Here is an 826-nt window from a genome sequence, read left to right as displayed (position 1 = left end):
GCCGCCGGAGCAAGCTTCATCAACAACGCGATCGCCGCCGACATCACCGGCGCCGGCGCGACCTTCCCGTACCCGATCTATGCGAAGTGGGCCGAGGAATACAAGAAGGCCACCGGCACCGGCCTGAACTATCAGTCCATCGGCTCGGGCGGCGGCATCAAGCAGATCAAGGCCAAGACCGTCGATTTCGGCGCCTCCGACATGCCGCTTAAGGCAGAGGAGCTCGAGAAGGAAGGCCTGATGCAGTTCCCGGCCATCATGGGCGGCGTGGTGCCGGTCCTGAACGTCGCCGGCGTCGAGCCGGGCCAGCTCAAGCTGGACGGCCAGGTCCTCGCCAACATCTACCTCGGCAAGATCACCAAGTGGAACGCGCCGGAAATCGCCGCGCTCAACGCCGGCGTCAAGCTGCCGGCGGAAGACATCACCGTCGTGCATCGTGCCGACGGCTCGGGCACCACCTTCCTGTTCACCGACTACCTGTCCAAGGTCAGCCCGGACTTCAAGAGCCAGGTCGGCGCGGGTACCGCGGTCAAGTGGCCCACCGGCGTGGGCGGCAAGGGCAATGAAGGCGTGGCCGCCAACGTCCAGCGCATCAAGAACTCGATCGGCTATGTCGAGTACGCATACGCCAAGCGCAACAAGATGAGCCACGCGCAGATGAAGAACCGCGAAGGCCAGTTCGTGCAGCCGGACGACCTCACCTTCAAGGCCGCCGCGGCCGGCGCCGACTGGGCCAAGACCCCGGGCTTCGCCGTGGTGCTGACCGACTCCGCCGGCAAGGAAAGCTGGCCGATCACCGGCGCCTCCTTCATCCTGATGCACAAGG

General features: G+C 65.6%; 1 protein-coding gene. It reads left to right on the top strand.

Annotated features, from left to right (window positions below; translation table 11 throughout):
- Positions 1-18 precede the first annotated feature (18 nt).
- Positions 19-826: phosphate ABC transporter substrate-binding protein PstS (gene pstS, locus NCCP691_RS21215; RefSeq protein ID WP_220810563.1), on the top strand; the 808-nt coding region annotated here is incomplete at its 3' end.

Source organism: Noviherbaspirillum aridicola (genome assembly GCF_019656455.1).
GTDB classification, from domain to species: Bacteria; Pseudomonadota; Gammaproteobacteria; order Burkholderiales; family Burkholderiaceae_D; genus Noviherbaspirillum; species Noviherbaspirillum aridicola.
This window is presented reverse-complemented; position numbering and strand designations above follow the sequence as displayed.